The organism is Salinigranum halophilum, from assembly GCF_007004735.1.
Classification (GTDB): Archaea; Halobacteriota; Halobacteria; order Halobacteriales; family Haloferacaceae; genus Salinigranum; species Salinigranum halophilum.
In genome coordinates, this window is record NZ_SSNL01000004.1 from 239,715 (window position 1) to 258,943 (window position 19,229).

At 68.3% G+C, this 19,229-nt stretch carries 20 protein-coding genes and 1 tRNA gene; 9 read left to right on the forward strand and 12 right to left on the reverse strand.

All coding sequences use genetic code 11. The features are described 5' to 3' along the window. Positions 1 to 35: 35 nt before the first annotated feature. Positions 36 to 1,004 carry a sugar phosphate isomerase/epimerase family protein gene (locus E6N53_RS09870; protein ID WP_142858889.1) on the forward strand — a complete coding sequence of 323 codons (969 nt, stop codon included), beginning with the start codon at positions 36 to 38 and terminating at the stop codon, positions 1,002 to 1,004. Beyond that, positions 1,004 to 2,119, forward strand: a complete 1,116-nt coding sequence (locus E6N53_RS09875) for a Gfo/Idh/MocA family protein (RefSeq protein ID WP_142858892.1) — start codon at positions 1,004 to 1,006, stop codon at positions 2,117 to 2,119. The genes E6N53_RS09870 and E6N53_RS09875 overlap by 1 nt, the downstream gene beginning before the upstream one ends. 3 nt (positions 2,120 to 2,122) lie before the next feature. Here E6N53_RS09875 and E6N53_RS09880 read toward each other — a convergent pair whose 3' ends face one another. From E6N53_RS09880 to E6N53_RS09895, 4 genes are all read right to left on the reverse strand, one after another. After that, positions 2,123 to 2,968, reverse strand: coding sequence for an eIF2B alpha/beta/delta subunit family protein (locus E6N53_RS09880; protein WP_142858894.1), 846 nt, complete (start codon positions 2,966 to 2,968; stop codon positions 2,123 to 2,125). 45 nt (positions 2,969 to 3,013) lie between these two features. Continuing rightward, positions 3,014 to 3,292 (reverse strand): DUF5822 domain-containing protein, encoded by a 279-nt coding sequence (locus E6N53_RS09885; RefSeq protein WP_136590182.1) that lies wholly within the window; start codon positions 3,290 to 3,292, stop codon positions 3,014 to 3,016. 452 nt (positions 3,293 to 3,744) lie between these two features. Further along, positions 3,745 to 4,305, reverse strand: a complete 561-nt coding sequence (locus E6N53_RS09890) for an HAD family hydrolase (RefSeq protein ID WP_142858896.1) — start codon at positions 4,303 to 4,305, stop codon at positions 3,745 to 3,747. Positions 4,306 to 4,365: 60 nt separating this feature from the next. Then, on the reverse strand, positions 4,366 to 5,508 hold the full coding sequence (locus E6N53_RS09895) for an acyl-CoA dehydrogenase family protein (RefSeq protein ID WP_142858898.1): 1,143 nt from the start codon (positions 5,506 to 5,508) through the stop codon (positions 4,366 to 4,368). Between the two features lie 101 nt (positions 5,509 to 5,609). Here E6N53_RS09895 and E6N53_RS09900 point away from each other — a divergent pair, with 101 nt between their 5' ends. After that, the gene (locus E6N53_RS09900; RefSeq protein WP_142858900.1) at positions 5,610 to 7,217 is read left to right on the forward strand and encodes a carboxypeptidase regulatory-like domain-containing protein; all 1,608 of its coding nucleotides are present in this window, start codon (positions 5,610 to 5,612) and stop codon (positions 7,215 to 7,217) included. Positions 7,218 to 7,220: 3 nt separating this feature from the next. On the opposite strand, the gene E6N53_RS09905 is transcribed toward E6N53_RS09900, so the two are convergent. From E6N53_RS09905 to E6N53_RS09915, 3 genes are all read right to left on the reverse strand, one after another. Next, positions 7,221 to 8,429: an alanyl-tRNA editing protein gene (locus tag E6N53_RS09905; protein WP_142858902.1), complete on the reverse strand. Its 1,209-nt coding sequence runs from the start codon at positions 8,427 to 8,429 to the stop codon at positions 7,221 to 7,223. A 111-nt stretch (positions 8,430 to 8,540) separates the two neighbouring features. After that, a complete protein-coding gene (locus E6N53_RS09910; RefSeq protein WP_136601824.1) occupies positions 8,541 to 9,074 on the reverse strand; it encodes a helix-turn-helix domain-containing protein in 534 nt (177 codons plus the stop codon). Between the two features lie 173 nt (positions 9,075 to 9,247). Next, positions 9,248 to 9,332: transfer RNA gene (locus E6N53_RS09915), tRNA-Leu, on the reverse strand. 138 nt (positions 9,333 to 9,470) lie between these two features. Here E6N53_RS09915 and E6N53_RS09920 point away from each other — a divergent pair. The 4 genes from E6N53_RS09920 to E6N53_RS09935 all read left to right on the forward strand — a co-directional run bounded on the left by E6N53_RS09920 (position 9,471) and on the right by E6N53_RS09935 (position 12,610). Further along, entirely contained in the window at positions 9,471 to 10,037 is a 567-nt protein-coding gene (locus E6N53_RS09920; RefSeq protein ID WP_142858904.1) for a DUF420 domain-containing protein, read from the forward strand. A gap of 79 nt (positions 10,038 to 10,116) precedes the next feature. Then, on the forward strand, positions 10,117 to 10,422 hold the full coding sequence (locus E6N53_RS09925) for an Htur_1727 family rSAM-partnered candidate RiPP (RefSeq protein WP_142858906.1): 306 nt from the start codon (positions 10,117 to 10,119) through the stop codon (positions 10,420 to 10,422). Then, a complete protein-coding gene (locus E6N53_RS09930; protein WP_142858908.1) occupies positions 10,419 to 11,645 on the forward strand; it encodes a TIGR04347 family pseudo-SAM/SPASM protein in 1,227 nt (408 codons plus the stop codon). The genes E6N53_RS09925 and E6N53_RS09930 overlap by 4 nt, the downstream gene beginning before the upstream one ends. A 56-nt stretch (positions 11,646 to 11,701) precedes the next feature. After that, positions 11,702 to 12,610: a hypothetical protein gene (locus E6N53_RS09935; protein WP_142858910.1), complete on the forward strand. Its 909-nt coding sequence runs from the start codon at positions 11,702 to 11,704 to the stop codon at positions 12,608 to 12,610. 19 nt (positions 12,611 to 12,629) lie between these two features. On the opposite strand, the gene E6N53_RS09940 is transcribed toward E6N53_RS09935, so the two are convergent. The 5 genes from E6N53_RS09940 to E6N53_RS09960 form a co-directional block, all read right to left on the reverse strand. Next, positions 12,630 to 13,802 carry an MBL fold metallo-hydrolase gene (locus E6N53_RS09940; RefSeq protein WP_142858912.1) on the reverse strand — a complete coding sequence of 391 codons (1,173 nt, stop codon included), beginning with the start codon at positions 13,800 to 13,802 and terminating at the stop codon, positions 12,630 to 12,632. A 65-nt stretch (positions 13,803 to 13,867) separates the two neighbouring features. Continuing rightward, a complete protein-coding gene (locus E6N53_RS09945) occupies positions 13,868 to 14,170 on the reverse strand; it encodes a HalOD1 output domain-containing protein (protein WP_142858915.1) in 303 nt (100 codons plus the stop codon). 179 nt (positions 14,171 to 14,349) lie between these two features. Further along, entirely contained in the window at positions 14,350 to 15,822 is a 1,473-nt protein-coding gene (gene purF / locus E6N53_RS09950) for an amidophosphoribosyltransferase (RefSeq protein ID WP_142858917.1), read from the reverse strand. A 238-nt stretch (positions 15,823 to 16,060) separates the two neighbouring features. Further along, on the reverse strand, positions 16,061 to 16,237 hold the full coding sequence (locus E6N53_RS09955; RefSeq protein ID WP_103426003.1) for a 50S ribosomal protein L37e: 177 nt from the start codon (positions 16,235 to 16,237) through the stop codon (positions 16,061 to 16,063). Beyond that, entirely contained in the window at positions 16,234 to 16,464 is a 231-nt protein-coding gene (locus E6N53_RS09960) for an LSM domain-containing protein (RefSeq protein WP_136590195.1), read from the reverse strand. Before E6N53_RS09960 ends, E6N53_RS09955 begins: the two co-directional genes overlap by 4 nt. Before the next feature lie 364 nt (positions 16,465 to 16,828). Here E6N53_RS09960 and E6N53_RS09965 point away from each other — a divergent pair, with 364 nt between their 5' ends. Together E6N53_RS09965 and idsA3 are read left to right on the forward strand one after the other, a co-directional pair. Further along, on the forward strand, positions 16,829 to 18,175 hold the full coding sequence (locus E6N53_RS09965) for an RNase J family beta-CASP ribonuclease (protein ID WP_142858919.1): 1,347 nt from the start codon (positions 16,829 to 16,831) through the stop codon (positions 18,173 to 18,175). Beyond that, complete coding sequence (gene idsA3 / locus E6N53_RS09970) at positions 18,175 to 19,227, forward strand: geranylfarnesyl diphosphate synthase (protein WP_136590197.1); 1,053 nt, start codon at positions 18,175 to 18,177, stop codon at positions 19,225 to 19,227. The genes E6N53_RS09965 and idsA3 overlap by 1 nt, the downstream gene beginning before the upstream one ends. Positions 19,228 to 19,229 lie beyond the last annotated feature (2 nt).

Consider the following 19,229-nt stretch of genomic DNA (forward strand, 5'->3'; position numbering starts at 1 on the left):
GAAATTTTATTCGCGGGTCGGGAGTAGCCCGCGACATGGACGTAGGTGTACTTACCGTACCACTCAGTGGCGAGTCGCTCGACGACGCGCTCGCGTACCTCGCCGGTATCGGCGTCGACGCGGTCGAACTCGGCGTCGGGGGGTATCCCGGTGACGACCACGTCGACCGGCGCGACCTCCTCGAGAGCGAGTCGGCGCGGTCCTCGCTGCGGGAGGCGCTCGACGCACACGACCTGCGAGTGAGCGCGTTCGCGACGCACAACAACCCGCTCCATCCCGACGAGGGGCGCGCGGCCGAAGCCGACGAGGAACTCCGCGAGGCAATCGACCTCGCCGCCGCCTTCGACGTGAACACGGTGACGTGTTTCTCCGGGCTTCCCGCCGGGGGTCCCGACGACGAGGTCCCCAACTGGGTGACGGCACCGTGGCCGACGGAACACGCGGACGCCCACGAGTACCAGTGGGAGGTCGCCACCGACTACTGGAGCGACCTCGCCGACCACGCCGCCGACAGGGGAGTGGACGTCGCCATCGAGATGCACCCCAACATGCTCGTGTACGAACCGCACGGCCTGCTCCGACTCAGGGAGGCGACCAACGAGCGCGTCGGTGCGAACTTCGACCCCTCGCACCTCTACTGGCAGGGCATCGACGTGACGGAGGCCATCCGCTTTTTGGGTGAGCGAGACGCCATCCACCACGTCCACGCGAAGGACACGAAGGTGTACGAGGCGAACGCGCGAACGAAGGGCGTCCTCGACACGACGGCGTACACCGAGGAGCGAGACCGGTCGTGGCTCTTCCGTACTGTCGGATACGGCCACGGCGAGGAACACTGGAAGGACGTCGTCTCGACCCTCCGGATGGTCGGCTACGACGGCGCGCTCTCCATCGAGCACGAGGACTCGCTCACCTCCTCGCGGGAGGGGCTGGAGAAGGCGGTCGACGTCCTCCAGCGCGCCGTGTTCGAGACCACTCCCGGCGACGCGTACTGGGCAGAGTGATGACCGGGGAACTCACCGTCGGCGTCCTCGGCTACCGCTTCATGGGCAAGGCGCACTCGAACGCGCTCGCGCGCCTGCCGATGTTCTTCCCCGACGCTCCCGGCGTCGACCGGCACACCCTCATCGGGCGCGACGAGGAGGCACTCGCGGACGCCGCCGAGCGATTCGGCTTCTCCCACACCGCGACGGACTGGCGCGACGTGGTCGACGAGGTGGACGTCTTCTACAACCTCGGCCCGAACCACCTCCACGCCGAACCCTCTATCGCGGCGCTGGAGGCGGGCGCACACGTCTTCTGTGAGAAACCGCTCGCCCCGACACTCGGGGAAGCCCGGGAGATGCACGAGGCCGCCCGCGCGTCGGACCAGGTCGCCGGTTGCGCGTTCAACTACCGCTTCGTTCCCGCCATCCGGTACGCGAAGGGGCTCATCGAGGACGGGGAACTGGGTGAGATTCGCCACTTCAGGGGGAAATACCTCCAGGATTGGCTGGTCGACCCCGACGCGCCGTGGTCGTGGCGTAACTCGAAGGAACTGGCCGGGAGCGGCGCACTCGGTGACCTCGGGGCCCACACCGTCGACCTCGCGCGCTTTCTCGTCGGCGACGTCGCGGGCGACGTCACTCGTCTCTCGGGGCACCTCCAGACGTTCGTCGACGAGCGCCCCACGGGTGACGGCGAGACGAAGCCCGTGACGGTCGACGACGCATACACGGCGCAGGCGACGTTCGAGAACGGGGCCGTCGGGAGCTTCGAGGCGTCCCGGTTCGCCACGGGCCACAAGAACGACCACACCATCGAGATTCACGGGTCCGATGGGAGTGTGAAGTTCTCGCTCGAACGGCTGAACGAACTCGAGTACAAATCGAGTGAGTCGAGAGGGTACGAGACCATCCTCGTCACCGACGAGTCGGACCCGTACGTCGACCACTGGTGGCCGCCGGGCCACGTCATCGGCTGGGAACACACCTTCGTCCACGAGAACTACGAGTTCCTCTCGGCCGCCGCGGCGGGCGGGGAGTTCCACCCCTCGTTCGCGGACGCCTACGAGGTGCAGAAGATACTGGACGCCATCGAGCGGTCGGACGAGTCCGGAGCGTGGGTCGCGGTCGACTGAACGTTACAGTTTCTGCACGCCCTCGTCGGTGACGACCTCGTCGATGAGGTCGACCGGGGTCGCGTCGTACGCGGGGTTCTCGACGGTGATGCCTTCTGCGGGTTCGAGCATCACCTCGGTCGCGGGGCGGACCTCGTTCTCGAAGCGGAACTCGTCGATGAGCTTCGTGCTCGACCCGACGACGGTGACGGGGACGCCAGCGTGGTTGGCCGTCGCGACGAGTGGGTACGTTCCGACGCGGTTGTAGAGGGTCTCCTCGACGATGCAGTCCATCCCGATGACGACGCGGTCACAGTCGGGCAGGAAGTGCCCACAGGCACCGTCGGTCATGAGGTGGGGGTCGACGGTGTCGAGTTGTGCCAGGGCGCGAGCGGTCTTCCGGCCGAGGTAGCGGGGACGCGCCTCGGTGATGTACGCCGTCAGTTCCGTCTCGGCGGCGGCGGCGGTCTCGATGGCGTCGAGAACTGTGGAGGAGTAGTCGTGGGTGAGGAACGTCTCCCCGTCGGCGAAGGTCTCCGCAGCGTTCGCCGCTGCGCCCCGTTTGCCCTGTTCGATGTCCTCGACGACGTCCTCGATGGTGTGTTCGAGCGCGGCCATCGCCCCTTCGACGGTCGTCGACTGGCCGACGACCTCGTCGAGGACGCGACGCATCGCGTTGTGGAGCGAGGCGTGGGAGGGGTTCGAGCGCCGGAGCGCGCCGACGTTGTGCTCGACCGCTCGCTCGAAGTCGTCGATGGCGGCGTACTCCCGCTCGGTGAGTTCGGCGAGCGCGCGGGTGGCCTTGATGGCGACGACCGAGGAGCTGTGGGTCTGCATCTCCCGGATCTCCTCGATGGTCTCGTCGATCATACCTGCACGTGCGCGGGTGGCGGGGAAAACGGCTTCGGGCCTGTCTCAGTCCTCGGTGTTCGGGTCGGCGTCGGGTCGGCCGACGCCGCCGTCGCCGGCGTTGGTGTGCCGGGCGTAGAGGTAGACGAAGACGGCGGTGAGGAACCAGATGACCGCGCCGACGCGGATGGCGAACGAGGCGCGCGCCCCCCACGTGGGCAGCGTCGTCGTCGTCGACAACACCGCGACGATGGGCGACCCGACCAGGATGGTCACGACGAACGTCGTCTGCATCACCCATCCGAAGTCCACACCGTCGGGGTCAGAGCGTTCGACTGGTTGCACGGTTGCCGGGTACGGTCGTGAGGGATAAGAGGTGTCGGTTCACGCTCGACGCGAGCGTGACGATTCGTGTGTGCCGTGTCGTGCGGACGTGCTGTGCGGCGGAGCGGACGTGCTGTGCGGCGGAGCGGACGTGGCATCCATCGTGGAACCGGTCGTGAGGAGGGGACCTTCGTGCGGTACACGGGCGCGATGAGGCCACACCCTCCCCAGCCGACTGCGGGACTCGGACGCTCACTTCGCTCGCGTCCTGCGTTCCTCGTCCCTCGCGCGGTGTCAGCGCGGCACGGAGCCCGCGCTGTCACGCGCCACCACCATGCTTCGGTCGGCTCGTGAGAGCGAGCGACCGGAGTGGGAGGCGAGACTGTAGCCCGGTCAGACTGTCGACTCTGCGGTCTCCACACGCCCTCGACGCCTCAGAGAGCGGCTCGTCGACGACTCGTCGCGCGGTCCGCTCAGTCGACCGAGAATCGAAACGACTCGACCGAGCGGTACGCGACGCCGGCGCGCTCGGCCGTCGTCCGGTCTCTGGGGGAGTCACCGACGAACACCGCCCGCCCGGGCGCGACGTCGATGCCGCGAAGCGTCGTCAAGAGTGGCTCGGGGTCCGGCTTCCGCGTCGCGACGCTGTCCCGACCGACGACGGCGTCGACCCACTCGGCGAGGTCGTGTGCCTCCAGGGCGAGTCGGACGCTCGCCTCACAGTTGAGCGAGCAGACGCCCACGGGCACCTCGTGGCTCGACACCCGGTCGGCGAGCGGGAGGCGAGCAGAGACGCGCGCGCCCTCGCGCTCGTGGTCGGCGATGACGGCCTCGAGTTCGTCGCGCAGTCCCTCCGCGTCTGCGAGGTCGAGCATCGTCCAGAGGTCGTAGCCGGTGGCGTCGACGCCGTGGGCGTCGAAGCGGGCGACTGCGTCCCGCGCGACGGCGTTCCAGTCGACGTCGAGACGGACGAGCGTCCCGTCGAGGTCGTAGACGACGGCGTCGTACGCGTCGAGGCTCGGTCTGTCTGTCACTACCGTTCCGGAGGTCCGACGCGGACAAGAGCGCTTCGACCGGTCGACCTCGCTCGATGGTCAGTCGACGACGGCGCGGGCGATAATCTCCTTTTGAATCTGGGAGGTGCCCTCGTAGATGGTGAGAATCTTCGCGTCACGGTAGAACCGCTCGACTGGGAAGTCCTTCGTGTAGCCGTAGCCGCCGTGGACCTGGACGGCTTCGTTGCAGACGTCCACCGCAGCCTCGCTCGCGAAGTACTTCGCCATCGCCGCCGCGAGGCGGGGGTCAGCGCCCGCGTCGTCCTGTTCGGCGGCCGCTCTGACCATGAGCCGCGAGGCGTGGACCTGCGTCGCCATGTCCGCGAGCTTGTGTCTGATCGCCTGCAGCTTCCCGATGGGGCGGTCGAACTGCTCGCGGTCGTTCGCGTACGAGACGGCCTCGTCGAGGGCCGCCTGCGAGAGGCCGACCGCCTGCGCGGCGATGCCGATGCGCCCACCGGTCAGGATGTGGAACGCCGCAGAGAGGCCCTTCCCCTCCTCTGTGAGGCGGTTCTCGGCCGGGACGCGCACCTCGTCGAACGTCAGTGCCGTCGTGTCCGACGCCCTGAGCCCCAGTTTGTGCTCCTTCTTCCCGACCTCGATGCCCGCGGATTTGGGGACGAGAAACTGCGTCACCGAGGAGTCGTCGGCCGGGTCGGTCTTGGCGAAGACGATGCAGACGTCGCCGCGCTCGCCGTTCGTAATCCACTGTTTCTCGCCCGAGATGACGTACTCGTCACCCTCTCTGTGGGCTGTCGTCGTCATCTCGGCCGGGTTCGACCCCGCTCCGGGTTCGGAGAGCGCGAACATCCCGACGGGCCGGCCCGCGGCCATGTCGGGGAGGTACCGTTCTTTCAGCGCGTCGCTCCCGAACTCGGCGAGACACGAGGTCGCGAGACAGTGAACCGACAGCGCCGTCGCGACCGCGAGCTGGCCGTACGCTACCTCCTCGTTGACGACGCTGTAGGTGAGCCGGTCGGCGTCGAAGCCGCCGTACGCCTCGGGCGTCGTCAGACCGGTCAGGTCCAGCGCGGCGAGTTCGTCCCAGGCGTCTTCGGGGAAGCTCTCCGATGCGTCTGCTGCCGCCGCACCCGGGCGGAGTTCCTCGACGGCGAACTCGCGGACGACCTCACGGATGGCTCGTTGCTCCTCGGAGAGCGAGCCGGACGCTGCCAGTGCCATAGCCGTTCCACGCGACGCGCCGACGAAAAACCTGCGCACGTCTGACGCCAGGCTGACGCAATCGGGTCGACAATTAAGAGGCTGCTCCCGGAGTAACGACCATGCAGCGGATTTCGCTCATCGTCGCCGGATTCGTGCTCGTCGCGTCACTCGCCGGCGCTGCCGGACCAGCGCTCGCTCAGTCGGACGACATGGTCACGCTGACCATCGAAGTCGTGAACCCCTCGACGAACCAGCAACTCGGTGGGGTGACACTCCTGGCGACCTGGGACGGTGGTGAGAGCCGCGCGACCACGGCGTCGAACGGGATGGTACTCATCGACGTCCCGGAGGCCGCCAGCGTCGAGATTACACCCGACGACCCGAGCTACACGCGGAACGAACCGTACTTCATCCGCGTCGCCACCGAGCGCGAACACACCATCGAGGTCTTCCGGAAGGCCGACATCGACGTGTCCGTCCGCGACGCTGAAGGGCCGGTCGCGGATGCCCGCGTCGCGCTCTCGCAGGACGGTATCGAGGCCGTGAGCGGTCGAACCGACACCGACGGGCAGTTTCGGTCGGGGACCATCGCCCAGGGTCGGTACACCGTCACCGTCGTGAAGGCGGGCTACTACCGGACCACGCAGGACGTCATCGTCGCCGGCTCGCCCGAGGAGACTGTCCAGATCGAACGCGGTCGCGTCGACTACGACATCGTCGTCGAGGACCCCCACTTCGACCCGGCAGAGCCCGTCTCGAACGCGACCGTCTCCATCGAGGGCGCTGGAGAGTCGGTCACGGACGACCGCGGGTCGACGGCCTCGCTCCTCCCCGTCAACAGCGAACTCGAGGTGACCGTCTCGAAGGAGGGGTACGAGTCAGTCACGCGGACGGTCACGACCAACGAGAGCGCGGGGTCGCTCGCCTTCGAGCTCAGCCGCGAACCCGGCCTCTCGCTCACCGCGTTGAACGAGCGCACCGTCGTCGGCGAGATGGTCCCCGTCGAGGTGACGAACGCCTACGGCGAACCCGCGTCGGGCGTGACCATCCTGGTCGACGGCGAAGCGGTCGCCCAGACCGACCAGAACGGCCGGGCGACCGTCCGCATCGAAGAACCCGGTGACCGCAGTCTGCAGGCACGGCGTGGTGGGACGACTTCGGAGTCCGTGACGGTTCGCGGCATCGGTGAGGGAGGAGCCACGGAGTCCGGAGCGACGACGGACGCGGGAGACCAGATGACGGGAACGGAAACCGACGACGGCTCCGGGGGCGCGGCGACCGGACTGTTGGGCCCCATCGTGGCGCTCGTCGGGCTCCTCGTCGTCCTCGCGCTCGGCGTGCTCTACTGGCGGCGTCGAGAGGCCCGCTCGGCCGACCCGAGCGCGTGGGCCGACGACCCCCTCGCGAGCACCGAGCGCTCGGGGGGTGTTGGATTCGGGGACGACACCGAACCCCGGACGTCCGCCGACGCCGAGGCCGACACCAGCGATGACAGTGAGTCCGAACGCGGCGCGAGCGAGCCGTCGACGGACGACGCGGGGGCCGACGCGCAACGCGAGAGTGGGGCGGCTGTCGACGCGGGCGCGGACGCAGGAGAGCCCGACGACGCGGGCGCGGAAACGGAGGAACCCGACGAGACGGGGGCGGACGCGGAGGAACCCGACGAGACAGGGGCGGACGCAGGAGAGACCGACGAGACCGGGTCAGACGACGACGAAGAGAAGTAACCCCTACTCGGCGGCGTCGGGGGCCGCGTCGCGGAGGAACGCGACGACCTCGTCCGGTGCAGCGTCGAGTCCCCCGCCCTGTGCGAACGGTGGACCACCGCCGCCGCCGCCACCGAACTCGCCAGTCACGCTGTCGACGACGTCACCCGCGTGGACCGTCCCGCCGGACGCGACGACGACGAAGGGGCGGTCACCGTCACCGACAGCGGCGACGACGCCGTCGTCAACGACCCGTTTCGCGACGTCACCAACCGCGTTCGCGTCGGCTCCCGAGACGGTGCCGACCCGCCACGTCGTCCCCGCGCGCTCGACCGCGTCGAACGAACGGAGGTGCTCCGCGAGCCGTTCCGCTTCGAGGTCGGCGAGCGCCGCCGAGAGCTGGGCGTTCTCCGTGCGGAGGGAGGCGACCTCCTCGGGCAGGTCGCCGACGCTGACCCCGAGTTCGCGCGCGGCGTCGAGCGCCGCCCCGTGGACGGCGGCACGGTGGTCGATGCCGGGGTCGCCGACGGCGAACTCGACGCGGGTGAGGCCCTCGCCGGGGTTGGACCGCTCGAGCACCGAGACGGGGCCGATTTCGCGCGTGTTCGAGACGTGCGTCCCGCCGCAGGCAGCGACGTCCCAGCCGTCGATGGTCACGACTCTGACCGAGTCCGAGTCCGCCATCACCCCGCCTTCGGTCTTGGTGTTGAACGCCACGTCCGCTCGCGCGCGGGCGTCCTCGGTGGGAATCTCCGCCCACGAGACGGCGCGCGAGTCCCACACCGCCCGGTTCACGAGGCGCTCCAGTTCGACGAGTACCGCGTCGTCGACGTCCGTCGAGGTGGCGAAGTCGACGCGGACTTTCTCGTCAGTGATGCCGAAGCCGCCGTAGCCGAGGTCGTCGAGAAGTCGCCGACCCGCGCCGTAGAGCGCGTGGCTCGCGGTGTGCGCGCGCATACAGTAGGTCCGAAAGTCGTCGTCGATGCGGGCCTCGACCGTCTCGCCGACGGTTGCGACGGCTTCGGGAGCCGCGGCGAGGGTGTGTTCGACCCGCCCGTCGCGGGCCTGTACGTCGACCACGTCCTCGCCCGCGAGCGTTCCGCGGTCCGCCGGTTGGCCACCCCCTTCGGGGTAGAAGTACGTCCTGTCGAGGACGACGGTCGACCCCTCGACCGCCGTGACGTCGGCCTCGAACGTCCTGACCTCGGGCTCCTGTGGGGCTCGTGAGTACACGTGCGCCGTGGCACGCCTCTGGAGAAAAAAGCTTCCGCCCCCGCGTCGGACGCCGACTCGGCGCGCTCACCGGGGACACCGCACACCGCATCGAACCGCGCTCGGGAACGGTTACTCGTCGACCAGCCGCACGTCGAGGCGCTTCTCCAGCGCCCGGATGACCGACCCGCCGACGCCGGCCCGCGACGCTCGTCCCTGCTCGACGGCGAGCAGGTCGGCCTCCTCGACGTCGAGTTCGGTCGCCAGCTCGGCGAGCTGTAACCCCTCGGCCTGTCGCGCCTCCTCCGCGCGGTCACCGTAGCCGGTGACCAGATACGGGAGGCGGTCCTTCTCGTAGTTCGTCCCCTCCTTCTCCCAGTGGCTCGGGTCGCCCTTCTGCTTGTCGTACAGCCGCGCCGTGCGCTGGGCCGCGCGCTTCTTGCGGTTGCCCTCGAACGCCGAGTCGTCGGTCGCGTCGGTCGCGTCGGTCGAGCTCCCCCCACGTCTCCCACCGGGCTGGTCGCCATGTGGCGCACAGGAGCCGCAGACGAGAAGGTTGGCGCCCGCGACGTTCGCACGTCGCAGGTCGCCGGTCTCCTTTCCGCAGAGCTCGCAGGCGTCACCGGCATCGCCGCCGCCACCCGAGCCTGTCGAGTACTTAGCCATAACTTCCGTACTGGTTCCACCCGTTTAAATTCGCGGACACGGGTCGTCTGGCCGTCTGATGGCCGGACAGTGCCGGTGCTCGTCGTGTAGCGTTCGGAAGGATTGTGCGTGGGTGTTGTCCGCAGAGGGACGACACCTGCATCGTCTGGCGGTCTTGTCGACCACCGGTGCGATGCGTGGGACCGGATTTGAACCGGCGGACCCCTATGGGACAGCGCCCTCAACGCTGCGCCGTTGGCCTGGCTTGGCTACCCACGCTCGCAGTGGCGTGTGCATCACTTCGTATCCTGCCCCTGATTAAATGACTTTCCTTTCGAGACCGGAGTGTCGCGTGTTCTCACGACGTGGGCGGCGGAAGTCCAAACCGTTTTTTCCGCGCCTTCCCTCGTTTCCGACATGGAACTCCGGGCTCGTGCACGCGGTCACGTCCGTGGACTCACCGCACTGCTCACCGTCGTCTCGCTCGTCCTCGTCTTCGGTGCGGCACTCGGTGCCGTCCCGCGGTCGGTCCTGCCCCGCGCGCCAGACGCCGTCTTCGCCGCCATCCCGCACGTCAACGCCGTCATCAGCACGGTCGCCATCGGTACCATCCTCCTCGGCGTTCGCGCCATCAGACGCGGCGACTGGCAGCGTCACCGCGCGTTCATGCTCGCCACGCTCGTCCTCTTCGTCGGCTTCCTCGCGCTGTACCTCTACAAGGTCAGTATGCAGGGTCCGGCGCCGTTCCCCGGTCCCGACGCCGTCTACCAGTTCGTCTACCTCCCGACGCTCGCGATACACATCGTCCTCGCCATCGTCTGTCTCCCCCTCGTCTACTACGTCGCCCTCCTCGCGCTCACGCGGTCCGTGTCCGAACTCCGGGGGACGACGCACGCGCGGTTCGGCCGGGTCGCGGCGGCGCTGTGGCTCGTCTCGTTCGTCCTCGGCAACGTCGTGTACGCACTCTTGTATCTCATCTACTGACCGGTCGGCGCGCGACCGTGATTCCCACGCGCTGAAAACCGTCGGTACGTGTTCGTCCCTTCCAGCGGTAGCAGCGCTCATGTCCGACGGTGAGACCACTCGCTCACGGGGAGACGAACCACGACACGACGGCATCGACGAGTGGGAGGTGTTCCTCCGAACCGAACCCACCGACCCGCTCTGTCACGCCGGGAGCGTGACCGCACCGACCGCCGACGCGGCACACGAACACGCCGGAGCCCTGTTCGCCGACGCCGAGAGCATCTGGCTCTGCCCGACCCACGAGGTCGCCCGGTTCACGACGCGGGCACTGGATGCGAACACCGACGACCGCGACACGGAACGTGCGGCCGACGCCGACCGGTCGCCGGAGGTCAGGTCATGATCTCGGTCAGCAAACTGCTCTGCGGTGGGGTCGCCGAGGGAGACGGTCTCCGGTACGATGCGGCGGACGAGGCCGACGTCGAGCAGATCCGCGAGGAACGACAACAGCGCCCCGTCGTCGTGTGGAACGTCACGAAGGGGTGTAACCTCGCCTGTACGCACTGTTACGCCGAGGCCGAGGCCGAGCGAGCACCGGGCGAACTCACGACCGCAGAGGGCAAAGGGCTCCTCGACGACCTCGCCGAGTACGGCGCTCCTGTCGTGCTCTTCTCCGGCGGTGAGCCACTGGTCCGCGAGGACCTCACGGAACTCGTCGCACACGCGGCCGACCGGGGCATCCGCCCCGTGCTCTCGACGAACGGGACGCTCATCACGCCCGGACGCGCGCAGGAACTGCAGGACGCGGGGCTCGCGTACGCCGGCGTCTCCGTCGACGGCCTCCCCGAACGCAACGACGCGTTCCGGGGGCGGGAGGGCGCGTTCGACGCCGCCGTCGAGGGAATCGAGGCGTGCCTCGACGCGGGATTGAAGACCGGGCTCCGGTACACCGTGACCGAGTCGAACCGCGCCGACCTGGAGGGCGTCGTCGACCTCCTCCACGACGTCGGCCTCGACCGCTTCTGCTTCTACCACCTCGATTACGGCGGGCGAGGGGCCGGAATCCGGGACATCGACCTCTCACCCGAGCGCCGCCGCGAGGCGGTCGAGGCGGTCTGTGACCTCACCAGGGAGTACCACCGGCAGGGCGAGGAGATAGAGACCCTGCTCGTGGGCAACTACTGCGACGCCGCCTTCCTCGTCGAGTACGCCCGCCGGCAACTCGGCGACGCGGTGGCCGACCGGGTGCGTCGCTACCTCGAGGTGAACGGCGGCGACCCGACCGGTAAGCGCGTCGCCGACATCGACTACCAGGGGAACGTCCACCTCACGCAGTTCTGGCAGGGCTACTCGCTCGGCAACGTCCGGGACCGGCCGTTCGGAGCCATCTGGGACGACGAGTCGAACCCCCTCCTCGCGAAACTACGCGAACGCGAACGGCACCTCACCGGGCGCTGTGCCGACTGCCGGTATCAGGACGTCTGTCGCGGTGCCTCGCGACTGCGGGCGCTCGCGGTCCACGGCGACCCGTTCGCGCCCGACCCGCAGTGTTACCTGACGCCCGAGGAGCGCGGCGTCGACGCCGGCGTCGCGGACGGGCCGGGTCGACACGTCGACGCCGACTGACCACGCGTCCCACGCCGACCACAAGACCTGTTACGTCGCCGGTCGGCCTCCGGACGATGCCCTCCAGAAGACGGCTCCTCGCGACGATAGCCGGGAGTCTCGCCGCCGTGGCCGGCTGCACGACGCGGACGCCCCCGTCGACGAGCGAACCGGACACCAGTCAGTCGTCGGCGACAGCGGCGGCGACTCCCGAGTCGACACCGGGGTCGCCCACCGACTCGTCGACTCCCGTCGAGCGCGTCAGCGTCGACGGTATCGTGGCTCGCAAGGCGGTCCGCTACGAGTCGGTGATGGGCTCCGGCGGCGTCCTCGCCGGCCGGGGTGAACAGTACGTCGTCGCGTCGGTTCGCGGGGCGACCGAACTCGACGCTGCCACGTTCACGTTCGAGGCCGGTGGCCGGTCGTGGTCACCGGGGCTCCCCAGGACGAGGGGAGCGATAAACGTCGCCGTGGCCGGTCACGAGGGCCCACCAGTCGGACAGCGGGGCCTCGGCGGGGACGGCCCCTCGGTGCTCGCGTTCACCGTCCCGTCGCCGCTCTCGGCGGGGGAACCGCGGATACGGTTCGACGGCGACGAGTCTCACGACCCGCGCGAGTGGCCGCTTCCACCGGCGGCACGGGACGGACTCGCCGCACCGGCTGCCCGGTTCGAACTCGACTCGCTGTCGGTGCCGGCGTCGGTCTCACAGGGCGACCCCCTGTCGGTGTCGCTCTCGGTGACGAACGTCTCCGAGACGGCGGGGCGGTTCCTGGCTGCGCTCTACTGGCCGACGGACACCATCGCGGACGACGACGAGTCCCACATTCTCGAACAGGTGGTCGACGCCGGTGAGACGGTCTCTCTGACCCGAGACGTCGACACCGAGTACACGACGTCCGAACCGAGAACGGTGACACTCGAAGTGCGCGGTCACGTCAGTGCCGACCGAGAGGTACAGGTGAAGAACGCCTCGACGCCGTCGTGACGTGGCTGAGCGCGCCCGGTCACCCGGCCGCGCAGTTGTTCGGGCCGAGTTCCAGTTCGAACGCCTCGGCGTCGTCGACGTCCTCGCGGCCGAGGTTGGCCGCGATAATCGTCTGATACTCGTTCGGCTGCGGCGGCAGGTCGTCGGTCACGAACGCGACGAACGCCGACTCGTCCATCGAGAACGCCGCGAGCGACTCGCGGAGGTCGCCGACGCGCGCGGTGTACGTCCCGTCCTCGGCGCGGGGCGTGTGCTCGCCGGCGTGGTTCGACGCGACGACGGTGTCGTCGGGCATCGCGGCTATCGACTGGACCGTCTCGTACAGCGCCCGAGCGGCGCGTTCGACGGCCGCCTCGTCGGCGTCTTCGAGGTCCGGGCGGGCGACGCTATCGACGAACACCGAGTCGCCGGCGAAGAGGACGTCGTCGACGCGGTAACCGGTCATCTCCGTCGTGTGTCCCGGCAGCGCGACCACGTCGACCACCGACTCGCCCACGCCGAGGCTGTCCCCGTCGGAGACGAGCGTCGCGTCGAACGCCAGCCCCCGGTCCGCCGCGCCCGCAGGAAGCAGTACGTCGGCACCGGTCGCCGAGGCGACGTCGCGCACGCCGCTGACGTGGTCGGCGTGGACGTGGGTGTCGACGACGGCGACGACCTCGGCACCGTGTTCGCGAGCGTCTTCGACGTAGCGGTCGGCGAACGCCCTGAGGGGGTCGACGACGAGCGCCTCGTCGCCTGAGACGACGAGGTACGCCAGACAGCCCGAAGAGGGTCGGTGGTACTGGTGGACCGTCGCGTCCGTGTCGGCGTCGACCTCGTGGGACTCGTACAGCCGTGCCCACCCCTCCATCCCGTCGGCGAGGCCGTAGACGTTCCAGCCCGCGCGGGTGAGGAACTCGGCCACGTAGAGGCTCGAGATACCCTTCGCACAGCAGGTGACGAGCGGCCGGTCGGCGTCCCGTGGAGGGACGCCCTCGGGGACGTCCCCGGCCGGGTCGTCACCGTCGAGGAACGCCGTGAAGGGGACGTTCACCGACTCGATGTTCGGATGCGTCAACTGCCACGCGTCGAAGTCGGCGGGACGGCGGGTGTCGAGGAGCGTCCACGCTTCGCCCGCGTCGAGTCGCCGCTTCAACGCCTCGGCGGTGATCTCGGGGACCTCGTGTCCGAGGTCGGGGAACTGCTGAGCCATGTGTGTCGTGACGGGACAAACACGAATAACCGTTGTCCACCCCGAGGGTGGCGCCGGTGCTCGGTTCAGCCGCTCGGTGCCTCGCGACCCGACCGGGCGCCGATGACGATTTCGCCCGCGCCCGTGACGGTCACCTGCCACTGCAGGTACGGGAACGTGAGCCGCAGCTCGCTCGGTGGGGTGGTGCCCGTGGTGTCGCCCCCCGTCGTGAACAGCGCGTCGAGCGAGTCGGTGTCGATGGTGTGTGCCAGCGGCGGGAGGTCGAGCGCCGACTCCGCGACCAGTGCGAGCGCCTCGGCGATGGTGACCGAGACCGAACGGTCGGACGAGGGGTCGAACCGCGCCCGGACGAGGACGCTGTCGCTCATACGGGGGTCGTCCACGGTGGCCGTTCTGACATCGTGTACGAAGTACGACAGAGACGGAGATAACTGATGTGGTTGGTTCGTGAGATGTTTCCGACCGGGACGGTGACGACCACCGGACGAGACGGTCGGTGGTCGGCGAGTGGCCCTGTCAGTTCGAGTGGGAGTCGAGCGGGCAGCGGTCAGTCGTCGGCCGGTGGCGAGTCGGTCACGGCCGGGCGCTCGACCGGCCGGTCGGTCTCCTCGCCGTCGATGTCGTACGGGTACTGCCCGGTGACGCAGCCGAGACAGAGGTCCGCCTTCGAGGCCGAGAGCGATTCGGCGACGGCGTCGATGGAGAGGTACGACAGCGAGTCGGCACCGATCTCGTCGCGGATGTCCGCGACGGAGCGGTCCGCGGCGATGAGTTCGTCGCGCGTGGCCATGTCGATACCCATGTAACACGGGGCGATGATGGGCGGCGCACCGATGCGGACGTGGACCTCGTCGGCCCCGGCGTCCCGCAGCAGGCTCACCAGCTGTCGAGAGGTGGTGCCGCGGACGATGCTGTCGTCGATGATGGTCACGGAGCGCCCCTCGATGGTGCTTCGGATGGGGTTCAGTTTCAGCCGGACGGCGCGTTCGCGCTCGTCCTGCGTGGGCATGATGAACGTCCGACCGACGTAGCGGTTCTTCATGAGCCCCTCGGCGAACTCGACGTCCGCGCCGTCGTCCTGTGCGGCCTCTGCGTACCCGGAGGCGAACGCCCGGCCGGAGTCGGGGACGGGCATGACGACGTCGGAGTCGACGCCGCTTTCCTCCCAGAGCTTCCGGCCGAGGGCGCGGCGAGCCTGGTAGACGAGCGTGCCGTCGATGCGCGAGTCGGGACGGGCGAAGTAGACGTGTTCGAAGAAACAGCGGGCCGTGTTCTCCCGTTCGACGAGCTGGAAGGAGTCGTACCCGGAGCCGTCGCTGGCGAGCAGAACGAGTTCTCCGGGGCGGACGTCTCGCACCAGTTCTCCGCCCAGCGTGTCGATGGCCGCCGACTCCGAGGCGAGCACGTAGCCGTCTTCGAGTTTCCCGAGGCAGAGCGGGCGATTACCCTCGGGGTCCCGGAGACCGAGTACGGTGTCGTCGTGCATGATGGTGAGCGAGTACGAGCCGTGGATGCGGCCCATCGTCGCCTTCACCGCGCGGACGAGGTCGCCCTCGAGGAGGTTGCGCGCGAGGTCGTGGGCGATGACTTCGGTGTCGCCGTCGGAGGTGAAGGCGTGACCCTTCTCGGCGAGGGTGTCGCGGATCTCGTCGGCGTTGACGAGGTTGCCGTTGTGCGACAGCGCGAGCGACCCCGACTTGAACGAGACGGTAAAGGGTTGCGCGCAGGACTTGTCGACGCTCCCGGCCGTCGGGTAGCGGACGTGTCCGATGCCCGTCGTCCCGTTCAGCCCCGCGAGGTCGGACTCGGAGAAGGCGTCGCCCACGAGCCCCATGTCGACGTGGTCGTGCTGTTGGAACCCGTCGTGAGTGACGATACCCGCCGACTCCTGGCCCCGGTGCTGGAGGGCGTAGAGTGAGTAGTAGATGGGCCGTGCAGCGGCTCGGTCGGCCAACGAGAGACCGACGACCCCGCACTTCTCTGTCGGTCCCTCCGGGAGTGTGTCCCGCCCGTGTGCCATACGAGACGGATGCGGGCCGAGCGATAAAAAGACCCGTGATTGTGCTGTATTCCCGTTTCGCTACGGAGTATATATACACGAGTGTGTATATCTCGCGGCCAGCACGGCCACCGGGGTCGTCGGCGCACCGAACGGTCCGGCGACGGCGCGGGGACGTGAGCGCCGACGGGCGCGAGCGGTGCCGTCGCTCACGGGTCGAGCGCGTGAGAGAATCCGTGTGCGTGTCGTCCGCGTCGGGTCAGTTGTCGCCGGCTTTCGACTGCCAGGCGTACTCGCGGCGCTTGGCCGACTTCCCGAAGCCACAGGACGCACAGGCCTTCTTCTTCACGTGGTAGGACTTCTCGCCGCAGCGGCGGCACTTCACGTGAGTCGTCTTGTTCTTCTTGCCTTGGCTCGGCGTTCCTGCGCCAGTCATGTTGTTATGGTCACGACGTTGTCGCCGCGTATAATCGTTGTGTCTTGCACTGCGGTGGCGTCGAGGTCGCCGTGGACGTCCTCGCCCATCTCGTCGTTCTCGAGCACCAGGTTCATGTGCTGGTCGTAGCCCGCGAGGACACCGTGATAGATGGTACCGTCTTTGAGATGGACCGTGACGAGCGCGTCGAGCGACGCCTCGAGTACGTCCAGCGGTCGTCCGCTCATACCTCAACACCTCTCCCTCCCAGTAATAAACGTACCGTCTACGGCTGGCAGGAGCGACCGACGGCGAACGAGCCGTGTCCGCGGCTGTCAGGCTCGGATGTAACCCGTGTTCTTTTAATACCCGGGCGTGTAGCCCTCACTACCACACTCCCGCGGGTAAGTACGGTGTCGGACCGTACTGCGGGAACCACCGACCGACAGGCTGTAAGACGCCGAGGCCTGTGGCTTCCGCCACATCCGCAGGGTTTCGTAAGGTCTGCTGTGGCCGTGTGCCGGTCGTCGCCGCCCTCGGGGGCGACGACACCGGGGCCGTCCCACAGCGAGCTTACTACATACGCGCGAACGTCCGCGTTTCAGTGCTACCATGGAAATCGAAATCGCAACAATCGGCGGCTACGAGGAAGTCGGCCGGCAGATGACTGCCGTCCGCGCAGGTGACGACGTCGTCGTCTTCGACATGGGTCTGAACCTCTCGCAGGTTCTCATCCACGACAACGTCGAAACCGAACAGATGCACAGTCTCGACCTGATCGACATGGGCGCCATCCCCGACGACCGGGTGATGAGCGACCTCGAGGGCGACGTGAAGGCCATCGTGCCGACGCACGGCCACCTCGACCACATCGGTGCCATCTCCAAACTGGCACACCGCTACGACGCCCCCATCGTCGCGACGCCCTTCACCATCGAACTCGTCCGTCAGCAGATCGAGGGCGAGAACAAGTTCAACGTCAACAACGACCTGGTGAAGATGTCCGCCGGTGAGACGATGTCTATCGGCGAGCGCGTCGACCTCGAGTTCGTCAACGTGACGCACTCGATCATCGACGCCATCAACCCCGTCCTCCACACGCCCGAGGGGGCCATCGTCTACGGTCTCGACAAGCGCATGGACCACACGCCGGTCATCGGTGACCCCATCGACATGAAGCGCTTCCGCGAGATCGGACGCGAGGGCAACGGCGTGCTGGCGTACATCGAGGACTGTACCAACGCCGGGCGCAAGGGCCGCACGCCCTCGGAGTCGGTCGCCCGTCGCCACCTCCGCGACGTGATGACCTCCATCGAGGACTACGACGGCGGTATCGTCGCGACGACCTTCTCGTCGCACATCGCCCGCGTCACCTCGCTCGTCGAGTTCGCGAAGGACATCGGTCGCCAGCCCGTCCTCCTCGGCCGGTCGATGGAGAAGTACTCCGGGACGGCCGAACGACTGGGCTTCGTCGACTTCCCCGACGACGTCGGGATGTACGGCCACCGCAAGTCGGTCGACCGGACGTTCAAGCGCATCATGAACGAGGGCAAGGAGGACTACCTCCCCATCGTGACGGGCCACCAGGGCGAGCCGCGTGCGATGCTCACCCGGATGGGCCGCGGCGAGACGCCGTTCGAACTCGACGACGGCGACAAGGTCATCTTCTCCGCCCGCGTCATCCCCGAGCCGACGAACGAGGGGCAGCGCTACCAGTCGGAGAAGCTCCTGAAGATGCAGGGCGCACGCATCTACGACGACATCCACGTCTCGGGTCACCTCCGCGAAGAGGGTCACTACACGATGCTGCAGGCGCTCCAGCCCAAACACATCATCCCGGCCCACCAGGACCTCAAGGGCTTCTCGCCGTACGTCGACCTCGCCGAGAGTCAGGGCTACGCCCTCGGCCGTGACCTGCACGTCACGCGGAACGGCAACATGATCCAGCTGGTGGACTGATGGCATCCGACGCGAACGCCACGGAGGAGCGGGTGCTCGCCGCCGTCGAGGAGCGTCGCCGGGTCGTCAACGACGCCATCGACGACTACCTCCCGATGGCGAAGCCCGAGCGACTCTACGAGGCGTCGCGTTACCTGCTGCTCGCCGGAGGCAAACGCCTCCGGCCGACGGTCTCGCTGCTCGCGGCCGAAGCACTGCTCGACGTCGAGCCGATGTCGGAGTCGTACACCGACTTCCCCACCCTCACCGGGGACCGAATCGACATCCTCGCGGCGGGGATGAGCATCGAGGTCATCCAGTCGTTTACGCTCATCCACGACGATATCATGGACGACGACGCCCTCCGGCGGGGCGTGCCTGCCGTCCACAAGGAGTACGACGTCGATACCGCCATCCTCGCGGGCGACACGCTGTACTCGAAGGCGTTCGAGATACTCACCGACACCGGCGCGCGGCCCGAGAACGGCCTCCGCGCCACCCGGAAGCTGGCCACCACGTGTACCCACATCTGCGAGGGACAGGCGCTCGACGTCGACTTCGAGGGACGCACGGAGGTCGCCCCCGACGAGTACCTCGAGATGGTCGAGTCGAAGACCGCCGTCCTCTACGGGGCCGCGGCGGCCATCCCGCCCATCCTGCTGGACGCCGACGACGAGGTCGTCGACGCGCTCCACCAGTACGCCATCGAGGCTGGGAGCGCCTTCCAGATTCAAGACGACGTCCTCGACCTCACTGTCCCCTCGGAGCGACTGGGCAAACAGCGCGGGTCGGACCTCGTCGAGGACAAAGAGACGCTCATCACGCTCCACGCCCGGCAGCAGGGCGTCGACGTCGACACCCTCGTCGACGCCGACCACCCCGAGGACCTGTCGGAGGCGGAAGTCGAGGAGGCCGTCTCGGTGCTCGAGGAGGCCGGAAGCATCGACTACGCCCGGACGACGGCGCAAGACCTCGTCGAACGGTCGAAGTCGCGACTCGAGGTGCTCCCGGAGAACGACGCGCGGAGCCTCCTCGCTGACATCGCGGACTACCTCATCACCCGGGGCTACTGAGC